This window comes from Neobacillus sp. 114, assembly GCF_030127045.1.
GTDB lineage: Bacteria > Bacillota > Bacilli > Bacillales > Cytobacillaceae > Neobacillus > Neobacillus rhizophilus.
Window position 1 is genome coordinate 5,465,327 of sequence record NZ_CP126144.1, and the last position, 25,919, is coordinate 5,491,245.

At 45.4% G+C, this 25,919-nt stretch carries 24 protein-coding genes; 1 reads left to right on the forward strand and 23 read right to left on the reverse strand.

Features of this window, described 5'->3' with window-relative positions; genetic code table 11:
• Nucleotides 1–79: 79 nt before the first annotated feature.
• From QNN06_RS26955 to QNN06_RS27060, 22 genes are all read right to left on the reverse strand, one after another.
• Nucleotides 80–1,576 (reverse strand): tetratricopeptide repeat protein, encoded by a 1,497-nt coding sequence (locus QNN06_RS26955; protein ID WP_284036300.1) that lies wholly within the window; start codon nucleotides 1,574–1,576, stop codon nucleotides 80–82.
• 274 nt (nucleotides 1,577–1,850) lie between these two features.
• Entirely contained in the window at nucleotides 1,851–2,480 is a 630-nt protein-coding gene (hisIE, locus tag QNN06_RS26960; RefSeq protein ID WP_284036301.1) for a bifunctional phosphoribosyl-AMP cyclohydrolase/phosphoribosyl-ATP diphosphatase HisIE, read from the reverse strand.
• 66 nt (nucleotides 2,481–2,546) lie between these two features.
• The gene (gene hisF / locus QNN06_RS26965; protein WP_284036302.1) at nucleotides 2,547–3,308 is read right to left on the reverse strand and encodes an imidazole glycerol phosphate synthase subunit HisF; all 762 of its coding nucleotides are present in this window, start codon (nucleotides 3,306–3,308) and stop codon (nucleotides 2,547–2,549) included.
• A gap of 21 nt (nucleotides 3,309–3,329) precedes the next feature.
• A complete protein-coding gene (hisA, locus tag QNN06_RS26970; protein ID WP_284036303.1) occupies nucleotides 3,330–4,058 on the reverse strand; it encodes a 1-(5-phosphoribosyl)-5-[(5-phosphoribosylamino)methylideneamino]imidazole-4-carboxamide isomerase in 729 nt (242 codons plus the stop codon).
• A complete protein-coding gene (hisH, locus tag QNN06_RS26975; protein ID WP_213117720.1) occupies nucleotides 4,055–4,681 on the reverse strand; it encodes an imidazole glycerol phosphate synthase subunit HisH in 627 nt (208 codons plus the stop codon). Before hisH ends, hisA begins: the two co-directional genes overlap by 4 nt.
• Before the next feature lie 61 nt (nucleotides 4,682–4,742).
• A complete protein-coding gene (hisB, locus tag QNN06_RS26980) occupies nucleotides 4,743–5,330 on the reverse strand; it encodes an imidazoleglycerol-phosphate dehydratase HisB (protein ID WP_213117719.1) in 588 nt (195 codons plus the stop codon).
• 12 nt (nucleotides 5,331–5,342) lie between these two features.
• Nucleotides 5,343–6,617 carry a histidinol dehydrogenase gene (gene hisD, locus QNN06_RS26985; RefSeq protein ID WP_217032202.1) on the reverse strand — a complete coding sequence of 425 codons (1,275 nt, stop codon included), beginning with the start codon at nucleotides 6,615–6,617 and terminating at the stop codon, nucleotides 5,343–5,345.
• Between the two features lie 3 nt (nucleotides 6,618–6,620).
• Nucleotides 6,621–7,250 (reverse strand): ATP phosphoribosyltransferase, encoded by a 630-nt coding sequence (gene hisG, locus QNN06_RS26990; protein ID WP_213117717.1) that lies wholly within the window; start codon nucleotides 7,248–7,250, stop codon nucleotides 6,621–6,623.
• Nucleotides 7,247–8,416, reverse strand: a complete 1,170-nt coding sequence (locus QNN06_RS26995) for an ATP phosphoribosyltransferase regulatory subunit (RefSeq protein ID WP_284036304.1) — start codon at nucleotides 8,414–8,416, stop codon at nucleotides 7,247–7,249. The genes hisG and QNN06_RS26995 overlap by 4 nt, the downstream gene beginning before the upstream one ends.
• A gap of 396 nt (nucleotides 8,417–8,812) precedes the next feature.
• The gene (locus tag QNN06_RS27000; protein WP_217032203.1) at nucleotides 8,813–9,346 is read right to left on the reverse strand and encodes an acyltransferase; all 534 of its coding nucleotides are present in this window, start codon (nucleotides 9,344–9,346) and stop codon (nucleotides 8,813–8,815) included.
• A gap of 140 nt (nucleotides 9,347–9,486) precedes the next feature.
• Nucleotides 9,487–10,122 (reverse strand): pyrophosphatase PpaX, encoded by a 636-nt coding sequence (gene ppaX, locus QNN06_RS27005; protein ID WP_217032205.1) that lies wholly within the window; start codon nucleotides 10,120–10,122, stop codon nucleotides 9,487–9,489.
• Nucleotides 10,122–11,057 (reverse strand): nucleoside recognition domain-containing protein, encoded by a 936-nt coding sequence (locus QNN06_RS27010; RefSeq protein WP_217032207.1) that lies wholly within the window; start codon nucleotides 11,055–11,057, stop codon nucleotides 10,122–10,124. The genes ppaX and QNN06_RS27010 overlap by 1 nt, the downstream gene beginning before the upstream one ends.
• A gap of 62 nt (nucleotides 11,058–11,119) precedes the next feature.
• Nucleotides 11,120–11,935 carry a prolipoprotein diacylglyceryl transferase gene (gene lgt, locus QNN06_RS27015; protein ID WP_213117712.1) on the reverse strand — a complete coding sequence of 272 codons (816 nt, stop codon included), beginning with the start codon at nucleotides 11,933–11,935 and terminating at the stop codon, nucleotides 11,120–11,122.
• Nucleotides 11,936–12,045: 110 nt separating this feature from the next.
• The gene (gene hprK, locus QNN06_RS27020; RefSeq protein WP_213117711.1) at nucleotides 12,046–12,972 is read right to left on the reverse strand and encodes an HPr(Ser) kinase/phosphatase; all 927 of its coding nucleotides are present in this window, start codon (nucleotides 12,970–12,972) and stop codon (nucleotides 12,046–12,048) included.
• Nucleotides 12,973–13,252: 280 nt separating this feature from the next.
• The gene (locus QNN06_RS27025) at nucleotides 13,253–13,621 is read right to left on the reverse strand and encodes a phage holin family protein (RefSeq protein ID WP_213117710.1); all 369 of its coding nucleotides are present in this window, start codon (nucleotides 13,619–13,621) and stop codon (nucleotides 13,253–13,255) included.
• Nucleotides 13,622–13,689: 68 nt separating this feature from the next.
• Nucleotides 13,690–14,796, reverse strand: a complete 1,107-nt coding sequence (locus tag QNN06_RS27030; protein ID WP_284036305.1) for a DUF4097 family beta strand repeat-containing protein — start codon at nucleotides 14,794–14,796, stop codon at nucleotides 13,690–13,692.
• 42 nt (nucleotides 14,797–14,838) lie between these two features.
• Nucleotides 14,839–15,153 (reverse strand): magnetosome magnetite crystal formation protein family, encoded by a 315-nt coding sequence (locus tag QNN06_RS27035; protein ID WP_213117708.1) that lies wholly within the window; start codon nucleotides 15,151–15,153, stop codon nucleotides 14,839–14,841.
• Between the two features lie 158 nt (nucleotides 15,154–15,311).
• Nucleotides 15,312–18,185: an excinuclease ABC subunit UvrA gene (uvrA, locus tag QNN06_RS27040; RefSeq protein ID WP_217032208.1), complete on the reverse strand. Its 2,874-nt coding sequence runs from the start codon at nucleotides 18,183–18,185 to the stop codon at nucleotides 15,312–15,314.
• A 39-nt stretch (nucleotides 18,186–18,224) separates the two neighbouring features.
• A complete protein-coding gene (gene uvrB / locus QNN06_RS27045; RefSeq protein WP_217032210.1) occupies nucleotides 18,225–20,204 on the reverse strand; it encodes an excinuclease ABC subunit UvrB in 1,980 nt (659 codons plus the stop codon).
• A 286-nt stretch (nucleotides 20,205–20,490) separates the two neighbouring features.
• Entirely contained in the window at nucleotides 20,491–20,736 is a 246-nt protein-coding gene (locus tag QNN06_RS27050) for a CsbA family protein (protein ID WP_284036306.1), read from the reverse strand.
• Nucleotides 20,737–20,836: 100 nt separating this feature from the next.
• On the reverse strand, nucleotides 20,837–22,282 hold the full coding sequence (gene panF / locus QNN06_RS27055; protein WP_213117704.1) for a sodium/pantothenate symporter: 1,446 nt from the start codon (nucleotides 22,280–22,282) through the stop codon (nucleotides 20,837–20,839).
• Complete coding sequence (locus tag QNN06_RS27060) at nucleotides 22,279–22,545, reverse strand: YhdT family protein (RefSeq protein WP_372447589.1); 267 nt, start codon at nucleotides 22,543–22,545, stop codon at nucleotides 22,279–22,281. Before QNN06_RS27060 ends, panF begins: the two co-directional genes overlap by 4 nt.
• A 418-nt stretch (nucleotides 22,546–22,963) precedes the next feature.
• Here QNN06_RS27060 and QNN06_RS27065 point away from each other — a divergent pair, with 418 nt between their 5' ends.
• Entirely contained in the window at nucleotides 22,964–25,330 is a 2,367-nt protein-coding gene (locus tag QNN06_RS27065) for an immune inhibitor A domain-containing protein (protein ID WP_284036307.1), read from the forward strand.
• 19 nt (nucleotides 25,331–25,349) lie between these two features.
• Here the strand turns inward: QNN06_RS27065 and QNN06_RS27070 are convergent, their stop codons facing one another.
• Nucleotides 25,350–25,919 carry a TVP38/TMEM64 family protein gene (locus tag QNN06_RS27070; RefSeq protein WP_284036308.1) on the reverse strand — a complete coding sequence of 190 codons (570 nt, stop codon included), beginning with the start codon at nucleotides 25,917–25,919 and terminating at the stop codon, nucleotides 25,350–25,352.

A 25,919-nucleotide genomic window follows, 5' to 3' on the forward strand; every position in this document is an offset into this window, starting at 1 on the left:
AGCTTTCCCAACTTAATCGTATTAAACAATTGATTTATAGTCCAAAAATCTGCTCATTTCCGGGGATTTCGGGGTGATTTTAATTTAAAAGCTCATTGACTAGCTTTACGTATTTTCCGATTGTTGCCGATGAGGTTCCGTAGCGCTGTGCGATTTCCTGCTGGGACACTTTTTCACTGCGCAGCCTGTGCCAGACGTACTCGACTGCACCTGCCCAGGCGCTTTTATTTTTCAATTGCATATTTGCTTTAAACATTTCCACAAAAACGGAAAACCACATTAAATATAAACCGGCCTCAATTGTCCCAATCGGCTGGTGGTTTTCGTAAAACAGCTCGGCGACTTCCTGCGCGTCGGCCGTCCGTGACGGTCTTCCCGACCGGATTAACGAGATGTATTCCTTCTCCAGTGCCGTAAATTTCTGGTTTTGAAAAAGGCGCTTTGAAGTGATGATTTCATCCTTTTTATCCGAAACAGTTGTCAGGAAAAGAGCAAATAGCCGTTCCTCGACATAGTCGCTTTCTAGTTTTTGAAAAATCGATCCTGAATGGTCCTCAAACCCGTTTGCACGGTCCTGCTCATTTGTATTCCACGGTTCCTGGCCCTCTTTGTCAGGGCTAATTTCCAGAAGCTTTTTCCAAACGTTTTGGGCGAAAATTTCCCTGCCAGTGAAATAAGCAGAATAGGCGAGCCAATAATAAAACGGGCCATCCCCATCAAAGCCGTTTTTATATAATTTTTTCAGCCATACATAAGCATGCTCATATTCGCCAACAAGTGCGAAAGAAGTTCCAAGCTTAAATTGGTGTTCGCTTAAGAGCGGCTGAACTTTTTTCAAGCTATCGAACAGCTCATTGACATATTTGGTACGCCCTTGATAATGGGCAAATATCATTTTATTGCATAGTGCGTGCAGATTCCCAGGGTTCTTTTTCAAAACATCATTTAAGATGGCGTCCGCCTTCTCGCTTTTGCCTAAATAGAAATAAGCAAGCGCTAGGTTGTTGTAGGCAGACCAGTATTCCGGATAGTCCTTGATGACTTCCTTTAATAGTTCAATCGCTTTTGGGAAATAACCTGATTCGAGAAGCTCGCGAGCTTGCTCCTGTTTAACGATTAGGTCGTCTTGCTGAAAGAACTCATCAGCCAAATCATCCGACTCCAATGCGAGAAGCTCAAGCAATTCCTCCGCATCCTCTGAAAAATCACCACCTGCATCCAATTCCATATAAAGGTTGGCATGGTGATAAGCGTCTTTAAAAAATCCCAAATGGGCATAATTATTTGCTAAGAAGTAGTGGCACTCCACCATTTCGTGATCAAGATCTTCAAGGATGAGATGCAGGAGTCGGTTGGAATCTTCAAACTCGCCAAGTTCAGTCCACACAATGGCCAGCTGGCACGCAATCATCGGTTCGCCCGGCTCAAGCTGCAGCGCCCGTCCTAGGTATTTTTTCGCTTTGAAAAAATCACGGCGATGGTATGCCTTAATTCCTTTCTTGAAATAATATTCCCCCGTAGGAACAAATGAAAGTATTTTCCCCTTTTGCATTCTTGCTTTTGCGTCTTTACTCATGCAGTCCTCCATCATCCATTAATAACTAATGTAGTATAACACAATTCTGACTTGTACGAGAAGGATTTAGGGCTTTGGGCGGAATGGAAAAATTTCCGGAGCTAAAAAATGGGGGAGCAGCCAGTAAAATGATGTTTTTGGCGAGTAAATTCTGAAATTGTGCGAGTAAATGTTAGATTCCGACGAGTAAATCCGAATTTCGGCGAGTAAATTGAAAAAATCGGTGAGTAATTCCCAAAACAGGTAATTTTCCCATAGAAAAACCGGTCCAAAATCAGGACCGGTCCTTGTGTCTTTCTTCCAGTGTCCGCAAAACTTCCTTAAATGGAAGGCCTTGTTCCACCAGCAATACCTGCAGGTGATAGAGCAAGTCGGCTGCTTCCCATTTCAGTTCTCCATGGTCGCGGTTTTTAGCTGCGATGATGACTTCAGCCGCTTCCTCACCGACTTTTTTCAAAATCTTGTCTACACCTTTTTCAAATAGGTAAGTGGTATAGGCACCTTCCGGCCGCTCCCGTTCTCGGTCCAAGATTACCTTTTCAAGGGTATGTAAAATTTGATAGTCCCCTAGGCTGGATTTTCGGTCCGCAACCTCATCACTAGAAAAACAACTGACCGCTCCTGTGTGACATGCAGGTCCGTTCGGATTCACCTGTACAAGAATGGCATCCTGGTCGCAATCGTATTTGATGCTCACGACAGACTGAGTGTTGCCGCTCGTTGCACCCTTATGCCACAATTCCTGGCGGGAGCGGCTGTAGAACCAGGTTTCACCTGTTTCCAATGTTTTCGCAAGCGACTCTTTATTCATATAAGCCAGTGTCAAAACTTCTAATGTTTCTGCATCTTGAATAATGGCAGGGACTAATCCCTTTTCGTCAAATTTGATAGTGTCCGGATTCATCGGACCGTCACTTCCTTTTTTGGAATCGAACTTAGTTTTTGATAAAATCTTGAGATCGCGCCCTAGTTAACGGACGGCCAGTCCCTTTTCGCGCAAACAGCTTTTAACTTCCTGTACTGAAGTTTCTTTGTAATGAAAAATGGATGCGGCAAGTGCAGCATCAGCTTTACCTTCTAAAAAGGCTTCAGCAAAATGCTCCGCGTTTCCGGCACCGCCTGAGGCAATAACCGGAATCGTAACGGCTTCACTGACCGCCTTCGTAAGAGAAAGGTCAAAGCCGTTTTTCTCGCCATCGCTATCCATGCTGGTCAATAAAATTTCCCCAGCGCCAAGCTCCATTGCCTCCCGCGCCCAATCGATTACCTTCTTTTCAGTTGGCTTTCGGCCGCCATGTGTGTATACCCTCCAAGTCCCGATCTCGGAATCATATTTTGCATCGATTGCTACAACAATACATTGGGAACCGAAAAAGTCGCCCCCTTCACGAATGAGTTCCGGATTCTGTACTGCCGCAGTATTCAAGGAAACTTTATCCGCCCCGGCACGAAGAATTTTTTTCATATCTTCCAATGAATTGATGCCGCCGCCGACCGTAAAAGGAATGGCCAATTCGGAGGCAACCGCCTTAACAACCTCAACCATTGTCTTCCGTCCCTCAACTGAAGCCGAGATATCAAGAAACACAAGCTCGTCTGCCCCTTGCTCATCGTAAATCCGCGCCAGTTCTACCGGATCGCCGGCGTCGCGCAGTTGGACAAATTGAATTCCCTTTACTACCCGCCCGTCCTTTACGTCCAAACAGGGTATAATTCTTTTAGTTAAAGTCATGATTTCTCCCCCGCCCCTGTTTTAAAGCTGACCAATTTTTAAAGCTTCCTTTAAGGTAAATCTTTTTTCATAAAGGGCCTTTCCAACGATTGCCCCGCCGATTCCTTTTGCCGTGGATAGGGCCAGTAAATCCGCTAGGCTGCTCACTCCGCCTGAGGCAATGACGTTTTTGCCAGTAACTTCGGCTAGTTCACTGACAGCAGCAATATTTGGTCCAGAAAGCATTCCGTCAGTGGCAATATCGGTAAAAATAAAGGTCTCCGCCCCAGCATCCGCGAAGCGTTTCCCAAGCTCAACCGCCTTCACTTCAGAAGTGTCGAGCCAGCCATGTGTAGCCACATAACCATTTTTCGCATCGATTCCTACTGCAATCTGCCCACCGTACCTTTTAATCATATCAATAGCGAACTCCGGATTGGAAACTGCAATGCTTCCTATAATAACTCGGTCCACATTATTCTCCAAATAATGGGCAATATCAGCCTCCGACCGAATGCCGCCGCCGATTTGGATTTTCACATTAGCGAGCTTCTGAGCAGCCTCAATCACAAAACGGTCATTCACGCGCTTGCCATCCTTTGCCCCGTCAAGGTCCACCATATGGATCCACTCGGCGCCATCAGCCGCGAAGGACCGGGCCATGTCAAATGGAGAATCGCCGTAAACTGTTTCTTTGTCGTAATCGCCTTGCAGAAGGCGGACACATTTCCCGCCCCGCATGTCAATTGCGGGATAAATTGTGAATGTCATCGTACCGCCTTCCTTTCAACTGCTATTTTTAAAAAATTATCAAGTAGGGCCATTCCAAGCCGGCTGCTTTTTTCGGGATGGAATTGCATACCGAAAATGTTATCACGGCCGACAACAGCGGATACCTGTTCATGGTAATCCGCTTTAGCAACGAGGACCTCGGAGTTCTCCGCATTAACAAAATAAGAATGAACGAAGTAGACATAATCCTCTTCCAACTTGCTAGTAAGCGGCGAGGCATTCACGAACTCAAGCCGGTTCCAGCCCATGTGGGGAACCTTGTATGGTTCACCGTTCTCGGAGCGGCCAGGGAAACGGCGGACACTGCCCGGCAAGAGACCAAGACCTTCTGTAAAACCATTTTCCTCACTGTTTTCAAACAAAAGCTGCATGCCAAGGCAAATACCAAGAAGCGGTTTTCCGGTGGCAGCAAATTCCTTTATTGTATCTGCAGGCAGACGCTCCATCGCATCACGAAAGGCACCAACCCCAGGCAAAATCAAGGCATCAGCCTCAAGCAATTCACTATGATTGGCTGAAATAAAATAATCTGCCCCCAGACGTTCCAGCGCCTTGCTGACACTAAATAAATTCCCCATGCCATAATCTACAATACCGATCATATAAACATCCTTTCTGGTACAGTGGCACGCGGTGCCTGTTACTCCCCGAATTTTCTAGAATCTACAACATTCCTTTTGTAGATGGAACACCTTTGATGCGCGGATCGATGGTTGTAGCTTCATCGAGTGCCCGGCCGAGTGCTTTGAAGACAGCCTCAATCATATGGTGAGTATTTTTTCCGTAATGGACGATTACATGGAGATTCATCCGTGCCTCCAGGGCAAGCTTCCAGAGAAACTCATGAACCAATTCGGTATCGAAGGTTCCTACCTTCTGGCCAGGGAACTCCGCACGCATTTCCAGATGTGGGCGATTGCTAAGATCGACCACTACCTGCGCCAATGCTTCATCCATTGGAACAAAAGCATTGCCATAACGTTTGATACCACGTTTGTCGCCAAGGGCTTCACGAAGAGCCTGCCCCAGACAAATGCCGATATCTTCCGTTGTGTGATGGTCATCGACTTCAATGTCACCATTTGCATCCACTGTTAAATTAAATTGTCCGTGTTTCGTAAACAAATCGAGCATGTGGCTTAAGAATGGTACACCTGTTTCCAGGTTGGAACTTCCTTCGCCATCCACATCAAACGTCAGCTTTATATTCGTTTCATTTGTTTTTCTATCCACTCTTGCAACTCGTTCCACGAGCTCACCCCACTAGTTATCGTTTTTTAGTCTTGCCTCAACAGCGCGGGCATGGGCCTCAAGCCCTTCCATTCTGGCAAATGCCGCAATTTTTGCGCCGTTAGCCTTTAATGCTTTTTCACTATAAATAATCACACTGGATTTCTTTTGAAAATCATCGACGTTGAGCGGGCTCGAAAAGCGTGCCGTTCCATTTGTCGGCAGCACATGATTCGGTCCGGCAAAATAGTCGCCAACTGGTTCAGAACTATACCGTCCGATAAAAATAGCTCCAGCGTGACGAATTTTCCCTAACAGCTCCATTGCGTTTGCTGTAATAACTTCAAGGTGTTCTGGTGCTAGCTGGTTAACCGTTTCAACCGCTTCATCGATATCGTTCGTCACGTAAATAGCACCGTAATCGGCAATTGACCTGGCAGCAATTTCTTTGCGCGGCAGCAAGGCAAGCTGTTTTTCAACCTCGATAGCAACCGCCTCGGCCAACTCCTGTGACGGTGTCACCAACACACTGCAAGCCCGTGGGTCGTGCTCGGCCTGGGATAACAAGTCAGCCGCCACTTCGTCTGCCCTGGCTGTTTCGTCTGCTAAAATAGCAATCTCACTTGGGCCGGCAATCATATCGATGTCGACGTCGCCGAATACTTCGCGTTTAGCAAGCGCTACGTAGATATTTCCAGGTCCGGTAATTTTATCAACAGGCTGGATTGACTCCGTTCCGTAAGCCAGCGCCGCTACGGCCTGGGCTCCGCCAGCCTTGTAGATTTCTACTACACCTGCTTCTTTAGCGGCAACAAGTACCGCTGAAGGCAGTTTCCCATCGGCACCCGGAGGAGACACCATGACAATCCTCTTCACGCCGGCAACCTTTGCAGGAACCACGTTCATCAGCACTGATGAAGGATAAGCCGCCGTTCCGCCAGGAACATACACGCCTACTGAATCAAGCGGGGTAATTTTTTGCCCAAGAATAGTGCCATTCTCCTCCGTTGTCATCCAGGAAGGACGCAGCTGTTTTTTGTGGTATGTACGGATATTTTCCGCTGCTTCCCGAACGATGGAAATAAATTGGTCATCAACCTTCCCGTAAGCTTCTTCAATTTCCTCTTCTGTTACGGAAAAAGAAGACAACTTTACACGGTCGAATTTTTCTGTGTATTCTCTTAATGCCTCATCTCCGCGGCTGCGGACATCTGCGATAATTCCTTTGACAGCCGCCTGCTGTTCGGAGGTCCCGGCCTCTATCGACCTTTTTATTGAAACTAGATCCTGCACTCTTTGAATTTTCATTTATTAAACCCCCACCACTTCATGAAGACGCGCAACCAGATCGTCAATCTGCGCATCCTTAATTCGGTAGCTGACCGGATTGACAACCAGCCGTGAAGTCACATCGACAATTCTTTCATACTCAACCAGTCCGTTTTCCTTAAGGGTACGTCCAGTTGAGACAATATCAACAATCCTGTCCGATAATCCGATTAATGGGGCAAGTTCAATGGAGCCATTTAATTTAATGATTTCCACCTGCTCCCCCTGCTCACGGAAATAAGCTTCAGCGACATTCGGATATTTCGTTGCCACTCTTGGCGCCACTTCGTTCATTTTTGTATCCGGAAGACCGGCAACTGCCAGATAACAATAGCTGATTTTTAAATCAAGAAGCTCATAGACATCGCGTTCTTCTTCGAGTAATACGTCTTTTCCGGCAATGCCTACATCGGCAACGCCGTGCTCGACATAAGTGGCAACATCCATTGGCTTTGCGAGAATGAAGCGCAGGTTTTCCTCGGCAACATCGATGATGAGTTTGCGGGAATCATCAAATTCAGGCGGCAGCTTATAGCCTGCTTTACGCAACAATTCCGCTGCTTCTTCAAAAATTCGCCCCTTTGGCATGGCAATGGTTAATACATCTTTCATCGCTGTCCACCCCCAATTAAAAAGGTAGTCCCGGCAAATTTCTTTGTGAAAGCATCAAGGTCTTTTACACCGGTAATATCCTGAAGCACTGTTCTCGTTCCTTCCTCATGCATTTTGCGGGCGAGGTCAAACGCTTCCTTCCTGTGTTCCTGACTAAACAAAATGCAATGCCCGGTAGTTTCCGTTTGGCCGCCTCCCATTGCCTCGAGCAGCATATCAAGCCGGACCGCAAACCCTGTTGCGGTTGCATTTTTTCCAAACTTATCAAGTAAGCTGTAGCGGCCGCCGTTGCCAATCGGAAAGCCGACATTCCCGGCATAAACCTCAAATAAAATGCCAGAATAGTAGCTCATATGACTGACGATTGAAAAATCAAACTTCACATGTTCTTCGACACCATAATCCTTAATGACATCCCACAGCTCTTGTAATTCTGTGATTGCCTGCTTGCCTTTGTCATTTTCAATAACGTCCAAAGCGTATTCGATTACCTCTTCACCACCCCTTAGCTGTAGCAGCTTCAAGAGCCTTTGTTTATCAATCGAAGAGAGGTTAAAGGACTGGACGCTTTCACGATAGCCGACATAATTTTTTTCATATAAAAACTTCCTTAGTGCTGTCGCCCTGCCGTTGGTGCCAAGAATCTGCATGAACAGTTCCTGGGAAAATCCGACATGTCCGATTGAGACTTGAAATTCCGACAAGCCTGCTTTTTTTAAAGAAGAAATTAATAAAGCTATCGTCTCACCGTCGCAGGAGACGGTATTGTCATTCAAGTATTCGACACCAATCTGCTCAAATTCAGCAGGCCTGCCGCCCTCGCGCTGCTGGGCCCGGTATACATTTGCCGAGTACGCCAATCTAACGGGCAAGTCCTCATTTAATAACTTGGAAGCTACCACGCGTGCAATCGGAGTTGTCATTTCCGGCCGTAAAACGAGGGTATGCCCCTCTTTGTCAAGTAATTTAAAAAGCTGGGCATCAAGAATCGCCGATGCCGCGCCAACGGTTTCATAGTATTCAAGAGTCGGGGTTTCAATAAATTGATAGCCCCAAAGCTTCATCGTTTCCGCAATTGCGGAACGTACTTGATGCTTTTTTTCATATAATTCTGGGAGCGTATCCCGCATCCCTAAAGGCTTTTCAAACATAAACAAGCGGCTCATCTTTCCCATCCTTTTCCGAACACTTTAGTCTGCTAATGTATTAGAGAAGTAAAGTTAATTATATGTAGTTTAAACCTTGTCGTGGTTTTCGTCAATGAAAATACTCTGAAAATAAAGACTTGTTGAGGGATCTCTGGCTGGGGTATTGACTTATTCGCCAAATCTTATGTATTATTCGCCGGATTCCTGATTTTATTCGCCAAATCGGGTAACCTATTCGCCAAACCGGGTAACTTATTCGTCAAAAATTAGTTGTTATTCGCCAACGCTATTTTTTTAAAAATGCCTTTTGAAAAAGGTTGCTTTCAAGGACCAGACTGGGGGTATCCGCCAAACTAAAAAAACCACCTATTAAAAAAGCCTGGTCAAACACCCCAGACCAGACTTTCATTTCATTTATTCTTTTTTTGCATAAATTGGATCATCAGCCCACCGATCGGCCTGCTGCTCTTTTGTATAAATGACCTGCATTGGGTTGCCCCCGACAAAATAGCCGGGAGGAACATCCTTATGTACCATCGTACCCGCTGAGACAATGGCCCCGTCGCCAATCGTCACCCCGGGCATGATAAGCGAGTTGGCGCCGATCATCACTTCGTCTCCGATGATAACATCACCCAAGCGGTATTCCTTTATCAAATACTCATGGGCGAGGATCGTCGTATTAAAACCGATGACCGTGTTGCGGCCGACCCTGATTTTTTCCGGGAACATGATATCCGGCATAACCATCAGCGCGAACGATGTCTTTTCCCCTACCTTCATGCCGAGAAAGGTTCGATACAGCCAGTTTTTCACACTCATAAAAGGAGTATAGCGCGCCACCTGAATAACAATAAAACTTTTGGCAACCTTCCAGAAAGACACCGTTTTATAGACCTGCCAAAGGGAGTTCGCGCCCTCGACAGGGTAGCGGGTCGTTTTCCTCATTTTTCTCACTCTCCGAGGATTGTTTATTTTTTATAGAAAACTCGCCGATTGGCGAGCCCCTTAGGGCGAAGACAGAGGCGTAGTTGCACTTATGCGTTAAGAAAGTATAAAGCTTTCAACAGAAAGTTTATACTTTCTTATTAACCAAGGATTGTTAATAAATCCGGCATTTCCTCTAAGATGTAATCTGGATTTTGCTCGGCAATGTGATCGCGGCCTTTAGCTGACCAGGCGACACCTGCCGTCAACACCCCAGCATTTTTCCCGCCTAAAATATCGTGGAGATTATCGCCGACCATCATCGCTTCAGATGGAGACGAGCCAAGCTGTTCCAATGCTTTCAAAATTGGTTCTGGATCCGGCTTGACCTTGGTAACATGGTCCAAAGCAATGACCGTATCAAAAAACGAATCCATCTTCGTCAAGCGCAGCCCCATCATCGCCACATCAAGACGTTTAGTTGTAACGATCGCAAGTTTGTAGCCCTTTTCCCTTAAAGCTTGAATTGTTTCAAATACACCAGGGAATTCCTTCACAAAGGCATCATGGTTTGCAACATTAAAAGCCCGGTACTCTGCAATCATATCGTCTACCTGCTCAGGGTCTACAGTGCTAAACGCCTCACTAAGGGTTGGACCCATGAATGGTAAAACATGCTCGCGCTGATACTTGCCGGGATAAAATTTTTCCAATGTATGCAAATACGATGCGATAATTAATTCATTTGTATCAATCAAAGTTCCATCTAAATCAAATAGTATTGTAGTAATTTTCACTATGCCGCTTCCTTTCTTAGTAGACCTGACCGCCGCCAAATGGTGCCGACGATTAAGGTTAAGATAATCGCTACCCCCAGCCGGATTAAGAACAACGGCCAAACTGGGATGCCTAGCGGTACAAAAATTAATGTATCCTCGACAACTGCATGACAGGCGACGAGAAAAATAAATGCCAAGGTCACGTCTTTATGGCTGACTCCGTCCTCTTTAACGGCTTGAATCATGACGCCTGCACCATACGCTAGCCCGAATAAGAGACCTGCAGCCATGGTCGTGGAGGTATTCTCCTGCATGCCAAGCGATTTGGTAACAGGAGACATCGTTTTCGAAAACTTTTTCAACCAGTTGATATCCTTCAAAATCTGAATGACCACCATTAGCGGAATAACAATCATTGCGAGTTGCAGGATACCGAGGCCCGCTTTTTCAATCGATTGTAAAAAGATTCCGCCAAGGCTTGATGGATGCCCTGTTTGTGCTTCGATTAAGCCGTACTTGGCTGGGGCGCTGCCGCCATGCCAGACAAGATTAATCACTGCAGCAGAAACAATCGCCAATCCCAGCCTTGTTGTCAGGACGACCCAAAGCTTGACGCCAGCCTTCATCGCAACACCGGATTCGATAAATAAGTTGTGTGAAAAGGATAGCATAATGGCTAAAATAAACACTTCTTTTACGGAAAAATCGAGTGTTAAAATGGCTCCGATTGCCGCATAAAGGTTCAGGAAATTGCCGAGAACAAGCGGAATGGCGGCATCTCCAGAGAGTCCCAAAAGCTTCATCAGCGGGGAAATCAGCTTGATAACCCAAGGCAATACTGGTGTATACTGCAGCACGGCGACGATAAGCGTAACTGGAAAAATAATTTTCCCCAATGTCCAAGTTGTCTTTAAGCCGGACAGCAGTCCGTTTTTAATCGAGTTGAACAGCATTTCCCCAAAACTCCCTTTTATGTTTTACATGTTGTTTCATTTTATCTAATAATTTTAAGATCCTAGTTTGTCTGCTCCAAATACCTTGTTTCCGACAGCTGTTTTTTCCGTCGATAAATTAAGATGATAATCGCACCAACGATTAGCGCAATCGAAATGGTTTGTGCCATGCGCAGGCTGCCGAGCATCAGGCTATCTGTACGAAGACCTTCGACGAAGAAGCGGCCGATGGAGTACCAAATGACATATGTTAAGAACAACTCTCCACGGCGGAAATTCACGCGGCGCAACAGCATCAATAGGACAAATCCAGCGAAATCCCAGAGCGATTCGTACAAGAATGTTGGGTGGTAATACGTCCCATTAATGTACATTTGGTTAATAATAAATTCCGGCAAATGCAGGTTTTCAAGGAATGTGCGGGTAACCTCCCCGCCATGGGCTTCCTGGTTCATGAAATTGCCCCAGCGCCCGATAGCCTGCCCGAGGATGATACTCGGCGCAGCAATGTCGGCAATTTTCCAAAATGAAATCCCCCGTTTTTTTGAAAAAATGTAAGCCGTCAGGACGGAGCCAATCAGGGCGCCGTGAATAGCAATTCCACCGTTCCAAATTTGCGGAATGTCCGCCAGGTGGTTTTTGTAATAGCCCCATTCAAAAATAACATAATAAATGCGGGCAGAAATGATGGCAATTGGAATCGCCCAAAGCATTAAATCGGCAAACGTATCCTTCGGCAGACCGCGGCGATTTCCTTCACGAATTGCCAGGTACAACGCAAGAGCAAGGCCGGAGCCTATGATAATCCCATACCAATGCACCTGTATGGGACCAAACGAAAAGGCGATGGGGTTTAGTGGCTGAATATTTTCGTTCATCTAATTCTCCTCTTCCTATTAAAACTGTTTCGCATGAGAAAGTTACAAGCCGGTTCCGCCTCTAAACGCAGGCAGCATACCAATGATGAGCCCCTGAAAAAATGTATCTCTTAATGATCAGTATCTTCAATGACATCGGATAAGCGGTCGGTAAATTGCTGAGCGGCATTGACACCCATACGTTTGAGGCGGTAGTTCATCGCGGCCACTTCAATGATGACGGCAATGTTCCGTCCTGGACGGACCGGTACGGTCAGCTTCGTTACCTCAGTATCGATGATTTTCATTTTCTCTTCATCCAAGCCGAGGCGGTCATATTGCTTCTTGGCATCCCAGATTTCCAGGTTGATAACAAGTGTAATCCGTTTGTTGCTGCGGACTGCTCCAGCACCGAACAGCGTCATCACATTGATGATACCAAGACCGCGAATCTCCAATAAATGCTCAATTAATTCCGGCGACGTTCCCACTAGTGTGTCCTGGTCCTCCTGACGGATTTCCACGCAGTCATCGGCAACGAGACGGTGTCCGCGCTTTACAAGCTCCAGCGCTGTTTCACTCTTACCGACGCCGCTTTTTCCGGTTATTAATACGCCTATTCCGTAAACGTCTACCAATACCCCATGCACAGCCGTGGTTGGCGCCAGTTTACTTTCCAAATAGTTGGTCAGACGGCTTGAGAATCGGGTCGTCTTTAAAGTGGTTCTGAGAACCGGTACTGATTCCCGTTCCGCTGCTTCAATTAACTCAGGAGGAACCTCCAAGCCTCTCGTCACAATAATAGCCGGTGTGATATCGGTGCATAGTCGCTCCATTCTGGAAGCTTTATCTCTTTCAGGAAGCTCTTCGAAAAAAGATAATTCTGTCATTCCTAAAAGCTGAATGCGTTCTGCCGGGTAATATTCAAAGTAACCGGCCATCTCAATTCCAGGCCGGGAAATATCACTCATCGTAATCGGGCGATTAATACCCTCTTCTCCGCAAATCAATTCAAGCTGAAATTTTTCTAACACATCTTTTGTACGGACCTTAGGCAAGGAAGTTACCTCCTTCAAATTTCCACTCATTTCATAACAAACTACATTAAAAAATCAATTTGCTCCTATTTTAACATTTTTTTTATCGAAACCATACTTTAGTTGTTTAAATGTGTAACGTGCCTCCTAAATGAAAACTCGCCGATTGGCGAGTCTGTTAGGACGGTTCATGAGGCGTAGTTGAATTTATGCGTTAAGAAGTTATAAAATTTGCGAAAATTTTATAACTTCTTATTAGACAATAAAAATACCCGCCCTCAGTTTGGGGCGGGTACTTCGTTTATTTTTTCCTTGAAGATCTGTCTGAGTTCATAATCGTTTTTTGAAGGATAATATTGATGAGCGACATGAGTAAGGAGAAAAAGAGGGCCATGCCAAAGCCGGAGATTTCGAATGAATCTCCCATCAAATAGTCTGTCAGTTCAAGCGTCATCGCATTAATCACGAACAGGAACAACCCCATTGTCAGGACCGTCACCGGAAGAGTGAACAGAATCAGCAGCGGACGTACTAATATATTTAAGATGGACAAAAGGATGCTGGCCTGCAGTGCAGCCCAAAATCCTGTCAGATATAAGCTATCGTGAAAATAACCGGCAAACGCCATGAATAATACTGCATTGATCAAACATCCTATCAGCCATCTCATGTAACCAAACTCCTATTACAAAAAATTAATAAAGCTTGTTCATTAAAATATATTTGCAAAGTCCCCAATTATTCAAACGATTTTTGCAATGAAATCGAACCCGATTTGGAGTCCGCGTATATTTTTAACATTTTATCAGGATGATTGACGGATTGGAAGCGAAGCGATTTTTGAATCATTTCACTCTTTTCCTCTAAAATTTGTACACCGACAAGCTTCAGGTTAAAGCCGCCAAGATTGGTCTTAAGCTCACCATTTACCGGCAGGCTCTCCGGAACATACAAATCAATTGGGCCTGACGTTGTTTTGGCATGAATCCATTCGCATCGGTCCCCACTCAAGTTCACGCTGACATTCCCATTAAAGGATTGGGCCTCCGCCTTTTTAAAATCACCATCAAGCTTTATCGCACCATTTATCGTCTCGGCCTCGAGCTCATCAAAGCGGCTGTTCTTGACCTTGATTTTCCCGTTCGCTGTTTCTATCTCTGCTTTCGTGCCTGAGAGCTGTTCCAGCTGAATTTTCCCATTTGCGGTTTTCACACGTAGATCATTTACATTAATATCACCGCCGGAAATGGAGCCATTAAAGATCCGCACCCGTACCTTATCATACTGCGTTTTGGGCACGAACATCACGGCTTCAACCTTCATCCATTTTTGCTGGGTTAAAAAGCTCAGCTTTTCGGACTCCACTGTAAACGTAACATCCCGTAAAAAGTTTTGGCGGGCCTGATCCTGATTGTCAACGCGATAAACCTTTGCCTGGCACTCCACCCGAACATCGGGCTGATCCCAAGCAACGAGTTTCACGGAGCCATTCGCAAGGTCAATATCCATGTCCTTAAGTTCCACATTGCCATGGTGAAAAATATGCGAAATTTCAATGGAATGGCCAAAATTCAGGTCCAAATCAATCTCTTTTATTTTTTTCAAGGCAGTATCGACAAATTCAAAAATCTTTTCCTTTGTCGATTGGTACTTCGCAAAAACAGGGTCTTCCTTTTTCGCCTCCTCAAAGTGAACAGCCGTTGATAGCTCATTTAGGATTTGCGCCTGCTTTTGCTCCATCGCAGCTTGAGCCTTCTCCAATTCTTCGAGCAAGGTTAAGGCTTCCTCAACTGACAACTTACCCTCTTCGACCATTTTTAAAATTCGTATGCGTTCCTCTTTCATGGTTTCCACCCTCTAAGGTTTAATATTTTTCTTCATAAAATATTATTCAGCCACTAAGACCTTTACGCCTTTTATCACGTTCCAAATGATTACAACGACCCATATGATTGCAAGGACAATTAAACTAACGATAAACAACACCGGAAATTGATTGTCGAAATTGGCAAAATCAATCGCAAAAGCAACAATAGCCAACGGTGTCAAAACGATTGGCAGCACATGTGACAGCAGTGATTTTTTGGCATGCTCCTTGGTTACTTCATCACCCGAAGCAAAATAAACAACTAACGGGAAAAGAAATCCTGCGAAAAAAATGCTGAAATAACACAGACTTGATAGGACTTTTCTCGATTCCATTTTCTCTACCACCCCTTATCCTTTATTTACGGATTGAGCCGGGAAAGGTTTCGAAATTTTGAAGTCGGTGCTTTTATAAATTCATAAAACTGAAATATTTAGACGAATAAAGAGCCGGCCCCGCTTCAGAAGCGGAGCCGGCTCTTCCTAGAACTTATCTATGCATTGATCGCACTTTTATCTTCAATTTCCTGTTTCATTCTTAATCGGTCGCGTTCAAGGATTGGCTTGAGGTATTTTCCGGTGTACGATTCCGGAACTTCAGCAACCTTTTCTGGGGTTCCCGTAGCGACAATCGTACCGCCTTTGTCGCCGCCTTCTGGTCCGAGGTCGATCAGGTAATCGGCGGTTTTGATAACATCCAGGTTATGCTCAATGACCAATACGGTGTCACCATTCTCGACTAGCCGCTGCAGCACCACAAGCAAACGTGAAATGTCGTCTACATGGAGGCCGGTTGTCGGCTCATCCAAGATATAGAACGAACGGCCATTGGAGCGGCGGTGCAGCTCGGAGGCAAGCTTGACACGCTGCGCTTCCCCTCCCGACATCGTCGTTGCCGGCTGGCCAAGCGTCATGTAACCTAGTCCCACGTCATAAATCGTCTGGAGCTTACGGCTGATTTTTGGAATGTTTTCGAAAAATTTTACTGCGTCCTCAACAGTCATATCGAGAACTTCGGAAATATTTTTGCCTTTATATTTTACCTCGAGCGTTTCACGGTTGTAGCGTTTACCGTGACAAACCTCGCAAGGAACATAAACATCAGGTAAAAAGTGCATTTCGATTTTAATAATCCCGTCACCGCGGCAGGCTTCACAGCGGCCGCCTTTTACATTAAAGCTGAAGCGGCCCTTTTTGTATCCACGGACTTTGGATTCGTTTGTGGCAGCATACACATCGCGAATATCATCAAACACGCCGGTGTAAGTTGCCGGATTGGAGCGCGGCGTCCGCCCGATTGGTGACTGATCGATATCAATGACCTTTTCTAAATGTTCTATACCCTTAATACTCTTATGCTGACCTGGCTTCGTTTTTGCGCGATTAAGCTTCTGAGCCAGCGCCTTATGAAGGATTTCATTCACAAGCGTACTTTTTCCGGACCCGGAAACACCCGTTACGGCGATAAACTGGCCTAATGGAATTTTCACGTTGACATTTTTTAGATTGTTTTCGGCCGCGCCTTTGATTTCGACATAACGACCATCCGGCTTACGGCGTTCAAGCGGCAGCGGAATAAACTTTTTCCCTGACAAATACTGACCTGTTAGCGAGTTCGGATCGGCCATCACCTCTGCCGGCGTTCCAGCGGAAACGACTTCACCTCCGTGCACCCCCGCACCCGGACCAATATCAATCAAGTAATCCGCCGCCATCATTGTATCCTCATCATGCTCAACGACAATCAACGTGTTGCCGATATCACGCATATTTTGCAGCGTCCCAATTAACCGGTCATTGTCGCGCTGGTGAAGCCCGATAGACGGTTCATCCAAGATATAGAGCACGCCTGTCAGCCTGGAACCGATTTGTGTCGCCAATCGGATCCGCTGAGCCTCTCCCCCTGAAAGCGTCCCTGCCTGCCGGCTTAAATTCAGATAATCGAGACCAACATTGATCAGAAAGCCTATGCGCTCGTCTATTTCTCGTAAAATCAATCTGGAAATCTGCTCTTCTTTTTCAGAAAGCTGAAGGCTCGAGAAAAAGGCTTTCGCTTCATCAATTGCAAGTTCGGTTATTTGTGAGATATGATGGCCGTTGATTAAAACAGCTAGGGCTTCTTTCTTCAAACGGTAGCCTTTACAGGTTGGGCATGGCTGATGGCCCATGTATTTTTCCATTTGCTCGCGGATGAAATCGGAGCTTGTCTCCTTGTAGCGGCGCTCGACATTACGGATGACACCTTCAAATTGGATATAGCCCTCGCGGAGCTGCCCGAAATCGTTCTCGTAGCGGAAGTAAATTTTTTCCGAACCGGAGCCATAGAGAATTTTTTCAAGCTGGTGTTCCGGAAGGTCCTTTACAGGAATATCCATTTCAATACCATAATGATTGCAGACTGCTTCCAGCAGCTGCGGGTAATATTGTGAGCTTGTCGGCTCCCATGGAGCAATCGCATGCTGCTTCAATGTCAAATCTTTATTTGGAATCACCAAATCGAGATCAACCTCAAGCTTTGAGCCCAAGCCATCACATTGCGGGCAGGCTCCGAAAGGACTGTTAAATGAGAACATCCGCGGCTCCAGTTCCCCAATCGAAAAACCGCATTGAGGGCATGAGTGGTTTTCACTGAACAGAAGCTCTTCCTCGCCAATCACGTCGACGATTACCTTTCCTTCACCAAGACCCAAGGCGGTTTCAAGGGAGTCGGCGACACGAGCGGCGATACCTTCTTTAATGACAATCCGGTCGACAACCACTTCAATCGAATGCTTTTTATTTTTATCAAGCTCAATATCTTCGCTCAGGTCGAGCATTTCCCCGTCAACTCGGACACGGACAAAGCCCTGCTTTTTAATGTCTTCAAATACCTTAACATGCTGTCCTTTACGCCCTGAAATCACTGGAGCGAGGATTTGCATTTTCGTGCGTTCCGGATATTCAAGAACACGGTCGACCATCTGCTCAATGGTTTGTGAGGAGATTTCAATATGGTGAATCGGACAGGTTGGATGTCCGACTCTGGCAAATAACAATCTTAAATAATCGTAGATTTCGGTCACCGTTCCGACCGTTGAGCGCGGATTCCGGCTAGTTGTTTTTTGGTCGATTGAAATTGCTGGTGACAAGCCTTCAATGGTATCCACATCGGGCTTATCCATTTGTCCGAGAAACTGCCTTGCGTAGGCCGAGAGTGATTCCACATAGCGGCGCTGACCTTCTGCATAAATCGTATCAAACGCGAGTGAGGACTTTCCTGACCCGGAAAGTCCTGTCAATACAACAAGCTTATCTCTCGGAATGGTGACATCGACATTTTTTAAATTGTGGGTTCTGGCACCTTTCACAATTAATTTTTCCATTGCCATGCATTACGTCATCCTTCCGTCTATAAAAGCGGTGTTTTGTTACCCTTCCGCCTTTAATTCCAAAATTAAATCACGAAGCTCTGCGGCACGCTCAAAATCAAGCGCTTTGGCGGCAGCCTTCATTTCTTTTTCCATATCGCCAATCAGTTGGTCTCGTTCCTTCTTCGTCATCTTGCCAAATGCTGCAGTCGGTTTGTAATCTTCTTGTTCTTCCGCTGCATGGGTAGCGCGGATGACATCACGGATATCCTTCTGAATAGTCTTAGGCGTAATGCCATGCTTTTCATTGTACTCCTCTTGTATAGCACGGCGGCGCTTCGTCTCGCTGATGGCCAGTTCCATTGAATTGGTCATTCGGTCCGCATACATGATGACATGACCGTTTGCATTCCGGGCTGCCCGGCCGATCGTCTGAATCAAGGAACGTTCCGAACGGAGGAAGCCTTCCTTGTCGGCATCAAGAATGGTAACCAAAGAAACCTCCGGAATATCGAGACCTTCCCGGAGCAAGTTAATTCCGACCAGCACATCATATTTGCCGAGACGTAGCTCACGGATAATTTCAATCCGCTCAAGCGTTTTAATCTCAGAATGCAAATACTGAACCTTGATACCAATTTCCTTCAGATAATCCGTTAAGTCTTCGGACATTTTTTTCGTTAATGTCGTAACTAGGACTCGTTCATTTCGTTTAACGCGATCCTGAATTTCGCCAATCAGGTCATCGATCTGTCCTTGGATTGGACGGACATCGATGGTTGGATCTAGTAGTCCAGTTGGGCGAATGATTTGCTCTATCATTTCTGGTGTATGCTCTTGCTCATAAGGTCCCGGTGTTGCCGAAACGAAGACGATGTTGTGGATATGCTTTTCAAACTCGTCAAACGTGAGCGGCCGGTTATCCAACGCAGATGGGAGGCGGAAACCATGTTCCACGAGAACTTCCTTCCGCGCCTTATCGCCATTGAACATTCCCCTGATTTGCGGCAAAGTTACATGCGACTCATCAATTACTATAAGGAAGTCTTCTGGAAAATAATCTAATAACGTATATGGTGTCGAGCCTGCCGGTCTGAGGGTCAGATGGCGCGAGTAGTTCTCGATGCCGGAGCAAAAGCCCATTTCACGCATCATTTCAAGGTCATAGCGGGTGCGCTGTTCCAGCCGCTGTGCCTCTAGCAGCTTATTGTTTTCACGCATTATGGCAAGCCGTTCTTCAAGCTCTTTTTCAATATTCTCGATGGCAATCCGCATCTTTTCTTCCCTGGTAACGAAGTGAGAAGCCGGAAAAATCGCCACATGGTCGCGTTCGCCAATAATTTCCCCTGTTAGGGCGTCAACCTCGCGGATCCGGTCAATTTCATCACCAAAAAATTCAACCCGCACACAGTGTTCATCGCGGGAAACTGGGAAAATCTCGACCACATCGCCGCGTACCCGGAACGTCCCGCGCTTAAAATCGATATCGTTCCGTTCATATTGAATATCAACCAGCCGATGAAGCAGCTGATTGCGCTCAATTTCCATGCCTGTGCGGAGGGAAACGACCATCTCCCGGTATTCTTCCGGCGAACCGAGGCCGTAAATGCAGGATACGCTGGCGATGATGATGACGTCCTTGCGCTCGAACAAAGAAGAAGTAGCGGAGTGCCGCAGTTTATCAATCTCATCGTTGATGCTGGCATCTTTTTCAATAAATGTATCGGTCTGCGGAACGTACGCTTCCGGCTGATAGTAATCGTAATAGCTGACGAAATACTCCACTGCGTTATTCGGAAAAAAATCCTTGAACTCGCTGTAGAGCTGGCCGGCTAATGTTTTATTGTGAGCGATGACAAGGGTTGGCTTGTTAACTTCCTTTATAACGTTTGATATGGTAAAAGTCTTCCCCGTACCGGTTGCACCAAGAAGCGTCTGGTGCTTCTTATTGTTTCGGATGCCTTCGACAAGTTCTTTAATGGCACCCGGCTGGTCGCCTTGTGGGGAATACTTTGAAACTAACTCAAATTGGTCCTTCACGTGGTTTCCCTCCCTTTTTCGAAAAACTGCCGTTCACACTTTCCTGAGGCGGCTAGAAAGTGTATCTCCTAAATTGCATATTAACATTTTAACACATTTACCCAAAATCAAACCAATAATATGCGAACTAATATTCGATTTTTATGTATTTCCTTCTTTCCTTTTGAAAATACATTTTCTAGAAAAATAAGAGGTCTATTTTTACCGACTGCACCCTCTTGTACCCTTCCAGGGCAAAAAAGGGACCTCTTTTAAACAAAAAAAGCCTGCCAATTAAGGCAGACTATTATCCATCAATTTTTTTAACGGTTTTGGGCTTCATTTTCGCGGCAAGCCAGAAACCGGCGGTCAGCGAAAAGGCGTCAATGACAATCAGAACAAACGTATTGGTATACCCCTTGTATACAGAAGCTGCGATAAGTGCCACTGTCAGGACAAGGCCGATAATTCGATTGTATGTGACCCTTGTAAAAAATAACACTAATAAACCTGGCATGATAAGCGCCGATAAATGGCGAATAACCTCTACCAATGGGATCCCCCACCTCTTCATTCTGTTAATTCATTTTAAAAATTCATAAAGAAAATTGCAACAAAAATAGTTCTGAAGCGGGGGCATCCAGAAAAGCTGCCTATTTTTCCAGTCCAAGACTGCTGGCTTTAGAATCAGTAAACATACTTGCCACGACAAATCCAGCCAGGGAAATCAGGATTGGCAGCACCACTGTATGCACGCCGAGGGGATTAGGATAAAATCGGTCAAAGATAATGTAGGAACTCATCCCCAAAATCATCGAAGTAATCGCCCCATATTTATTCCCCTTGCTCCAATACAAGCCTAAAATAACCGGCCAAATAAACACGGACTCCAAGCCGCCAAATGAAAATAAATTGAGCCAAATGATTAAATCCGGTGGACTCAACGCGAGCAAAATGACCAGGACACCAATAATCGCAGTTACGCTGAAACTTACCTTTTTAATTTGCTGGTCGCTGGCGGTCGGTTTAATATAATTTAAATAAACATCCTTCACCAATGCCGAGCTGACCAAAATCAACAGGGCATCAACTGTTGACATGATGGCCGCCATCGGAGCCGCTAGGACAATACCCGCAACAAACGGCGGGAGCACTTTCATGGAAAGCAGCGGCATAACGGTATCGCCAATTTTAACACCCGGAAGCACAGGCCTTGCGAAAACGCCGATGAGGTGCATACCAAGCATGATAAAGCCGACCACAACTGTTCCAATGATAATGGCATTGTGCATTGCTTTTGAGTTTTTATAGGACATGGCCCGAACGGCAATCTGCGGCAGGCCGACGACGCCTATCCCAACTAAAATCCAAAAAGAAGAAACGTACGCCGGAGTTAAAGTGCGTTCGGCACCAAATGGGCTGATTAAGTTCGGGTTTTCCGCCGCCAAATCGGCAATAATCCTTGGAATTCCCCCGCCGGCCTTAATGGTAGCGATTAGAAGAATCAAGGTTCCCATGAACATCACAACGCCCTGAATCGTATCCGTTAAAGCAACAGCCCGGAAGCCGCCAACAATGACAAAGACAAGGACGGAAAAAGCAAAAATCAATAAGGCCACCGTATACGGCAGTCCGGTCAACGATTCCACCAGCCTGGCCCCGCCAATCCATTGGGCTGTCATCGATGAAAAAAGAAAAATGATAATACTGGCCGCTGATAAAAGAACGACCGTCTTGCTATGATAACGATTTTTCAAAAAGTCAATCAGCGTAATGGCCTTGTACTGGCGGGAAATAATCGCAAATTTCTTTCCCAGCACCATTAAGGTGAAATAACCAGTGGCCAGCTGTGCCATCGCCAGCAGCACCCAGCCCAGGCCCTGTGTGTAAGCGACACCCGGCCCGCCGATAAAGCTTGAGGCACTGCCATAAGTGGCCACCATCGTCATGGCCAGAATGAAGCCACCCATCTGACGTTCGCCTAAAAAGTATTCCTCCAAAAACGAGTTGGATTTGAGGACAAATTTATTCGACCAGAAGCCGACAGCAAAAATGATGAATAAAAAAATAATTAATGGCGTAATGACTGCCCAGTTCACTCAGTATTCCTCTCTTTCTCTTCAAAGGGTACATCTTTAAATACAAATTTAACGGTTATGCTGACAAGAATGATCATTACGACAAATCCCGCGATGCAGCTATAAAAAAACCAGGCCGGCAAGCCGAATATGTAAGAGTAATCTTCTACCTTTTTAGAACCCAAACCGTAAGCAAACCCGTACCACCATACAAAATTGATTACAACCAGGACCACGCCGATTAACGCTTCTCGGTGGGCAATCTTAAACCGCTTGTCCTTCACAAAACCCCTCCTCATCACTTTAACTCATTGCCAAGCGGCATTGCCTGCAATGCGTTAAAGTATTAAATTCCTTCCTATGATACTGAACATAATTCTAATTTCCTATTTTAACGAATAATGAATATTTTACCAAACCTAATCACTTGAAAAAATAGGTGAAAATTCTCACTTTATGCTGAAGAATGCTTATCAGACAATGAAGCATGTTTCCGGTTTTTAGGATAATTTAACTATTTTTGTCATTCAATATTTTAAATATTTACAATTTTCTGTACCAATTTTATTATTAAAATAGATTATATTTTCTTAGGGACACTAAGTTTTTATGGTAACCCTAAAGGGGGAATGGTACATAGCGTAGTTTTTTAATAGAAATACTTCGTGAAAGCGGTTACAAACATTGTCTAGGAGGGGCTTTATGAAAAGAAGAAAACTATTTTCTACAGCACTAGCACTATCTTTAGGGCTGGGAATGCTGAATATGGCGGCAGTACCTGCCGGACAAGCCGCAGGTCCGGCAGCAAAACTATCAACACAAGGGGCACCGATTGACCTGGGAATTGCTAATGATGAGAGATTAATAGAAATGCTGAAGCGGCAAGGGAAAATTGCTAAAAATGCTAGCCCTGCGGAGGCGGAAAAGGCATTACAACAATATCTAAAAGCAAAAGGCAAAGCTTTCAAGACAAAAGACCAGCTGCCTGCCGGACTTGGCACTATTAAAGAAGGAGTGAAGCCTAATTCAAACGGGCTTCAAAGTGGCAAGGGAAATAAACTAGGACAAGCCAACAAAAATACTGTAGACCCTGTCCAAAAAGAGAGTTACGACGGTAATGTCCGCCACGACAAGGTTCTTGTTTTGGCAATTGATTTCCCAGATTACGAGAAAAGCTCAATCACAAAAGACGAAACGGATATGTGGTATGAGGATTACACCCACGACCATTTCCAAGATATGATTTTCGGAGCAAATGGCTACGATGGCCCTAACGGCGAGAAGCTTGTTTCCATGAAGCAGTATTATGAGCAGCAATCAGGCGGTAGCTATACGGTTGATGGAACTGTTGCCGGCTGGTATACTGCGGATCATCCTGCAGCGTATTATGGCGGGAACTATCCCACACCGGATGGAAGCGATGCTCGTCCGAGAGAACTTGTCTATGAAGCTCTTAAAAAAGCCGCAGCGGACCCTAATATTAATTTAGCAGATTATGATGTTTGGGACCGTGATGATTATAATGGTGATGGTATCTATAACGAGCCTGATGGCATTATTGATCACTTAATGGTCATTCATGCTGGTGTTGGAGAAGAAGCTGGCGGTGGAAAATTAGGGCCAGATGCTATTTGGTCCCACCGCTGGAATCTTGGTGCGCTAAGAGCAGTTCCTGGCGGAATATCCAATAGTGATCGTTTTGGAGGCCTCTTAGGAGCATACGACTACACCATCGAACCAGAAGACGGAGCAGCCGGAGTATTTTCTCACGAATTCGGTCACGACTTAGGCCTTCCTGATGAGTATGATACTCAATATACGGGTGCTGGTGAAGCAATTGAATATTGGTCTATTATGTCAGCCGGCAGCTGGGCCGGAAAAATTCCGGGAACTGAGCCGACTGGATTTAGCCCATTTGCGAGAGAAATGCTGCAAGACCTGCATGGCGGCAACTGGTTAAGTGGAACAACTCTCCATGCGAATGACATCACAAAAACAGGTACTACTGTTCTTCTCGATGAAGGGGTCACAAAAGGTACCAATAATGATGCGGTAAGAATTGACCTGCCTAACAAAGTAAATGTCTTGAATACGCCAAAGGATGGAACATTTGAGTACTATGGTGGCAAAGGTGATGAAGCTGACCATAAAATGTCTGCATCAGTGGATTTAACAACTGCAAGCAAAGCGACTCTTGATTTCGATGCCTGGTACAACATTGAAAAAGATTGGGATTACGCGATGGTGCAGGTTTCAACGGACGGAGGAAAAGCTTGGAAATCCCTTTCTTCCGAACGTACTAGCACAACCCTTGACCCTGGCGGCTATCCGGCAATCAAAGAAAACCTTCCAGGCTATACCGGCTCAAGTAACGGATGGGTCCATGAAACAATCGATTTAAGTGCCTACAAAGGTCAAAAGATCCAGATCCAATTCCGCTCAATGACAGACTGGGCTACCAATTTAGACGGCTTCTTCGTTGACAATGTAAAAGTGACTGCCGACGACGCTCAGGTATTCTTTGATGGCGCAGAAGACACCCCTCAATTTACATTAAACGGCTTTGAAAAGCATGATGGCAAATATACTACTACCCATTATTATCTATTAGAATGGCGCTCCCATAACGGTGTCGATGCAGGTTTATCCCACATCCGCCGCGGCGCAACCCTAATGAGCTATGACCCTGGCCTTGTTGTTTGGTATGTAGATGGATCCTATGATAACAACTGGACAGGCATCCATCCTGGGGATGGTTTCCTAGGTGTCGTAGATTCAGACCAGCATGCTCTATCCTGGAGCGATAAAACTGTCAGCTCCTCTCGTTACCAATTGCATGACGCCGCATTTGGTCTAAGCAAAACAGAAAAAATGTTCTTGAATTATCCAGGGCAATTTACGTTAACCGACAACTTCACTCAGCGTAATCCGCTTTTTGATGACAAGGCTGACTACAGCAACCTAGGCCTCGTGGATGCCGGCCGTAACGTACCAAAATACGGATTGAAATTCCGTGTGGTTGGCGAAAGCGCCGATGGCACAGTTGGTAAGGTATTAATCTTTAAATAAGTAAAAAACAAGGGCGCCTTCACTTTCTTGGAAGGACCCTTGTTTTTTTTCGAAACCTTTTTATTAAAAAAACAACCATAAAAATTGAACATAACACCAAAATAATTTTTCCCTGTACACTCCAGTTAAGAACCTGCTGAACGGAGTAAGCTTCTATTAATAGGGCAGGAATTTTTCCAAGCGTGCTAGCAATTGAATAATTCAGGATTCCCACCTTGCTGCTTGCGCTTACGAGCGTCACCACTCCTGAGGGGATGAACGGAAAGATTCTAAGTGCGACAATCAGGAAAAAAGCCTCCAAGCCTTGGGTACTCTGCAGTCTATTTAAATATTTATTTTTTATGGTAATCCTATCTTTTACCTTATTAATCCCTTTTCGATATAAATGAAAACTGAAAATTGCTCCAAAAGCCTCACCAAGAATCGAGATTAACAGGCCTTGTCCAAATCCAAAGAAGCTGATATTGGCGGCGGTTAGAAAGACGCTTGGAACAATTCCCAAGAAACTAATGATGATATTCAGAACAATGCTCAGCAAAACGGCATAGATACCACTGTTTTCAAACCATGCTAGAATTTGCGCCTCCAT